The organism is Micromonospora echinofusca (assembly GCF_017614955.1).
In the GTDB taxonomy this organism is placed as follows: domain Bacteria; phylum Actinomycetota; class Actinomycetes; order Mycobacteriales; family Micromonosporaceae; genus Micromonospora; species Micromonospora echinofusca_A.
Map to the genome: position 1 here is coordinate 1 of NZ_WVUH01000757.1, position 409 is coordinate 409.

The window sequence follows — 409 nt, forward strand, 5'->3', positions numbered from 1 at the left end:
TGTGATGACAGCTCCGAGCATGTCGATTTGATTGCCGGGGTCAGTGACTAGGGGCCAGATGCTGAGCTGGACGTCGAGGTTGCGCTCGGGATCGTCCATGGCGTGGAAGGTTGTCGATGCACTATTGCGGCATACCAGTAGCCCCGGGGAGATGACGTGTTCGGGATCGATGTGCGGAATAGCGATGGACACGTAGCCGAAGTCAAGCCCGGTGGGGAATTTCTTCTCTCGTGCACTCACCGCGTTAAGGAATGTGGATTTCACCATGTTGTCAGCGGTGAGACGATCATTGACCTGGGCGTAAAGGTCATTCTGGCTGGTGGCCGTCACGTCGGCCACGATAAGACGGGGTGTAGGCATTGTTTTACTTTCCCATCGGGCTTCGACCGGTGACTTGTGTCCTTCGACA

At 56.2% G+C, this 409-nt stretch carries 1 protein-coding gene; it reads right to left on the reverse strand.

The window, feature by feature from the left end; all coding sequences use genetic code 11:
- A partial coding sequence (locus tag GSF22_RS34255; RefSeq protein WP_244454639.1) for a PTS sugar transporter subunit IIA occupies nt 1–360 on the reverse strand: 360 nt, incomplete at its 3' end.
- Nucleotides 361–409 lie beyond the last annotated feature (49 nt).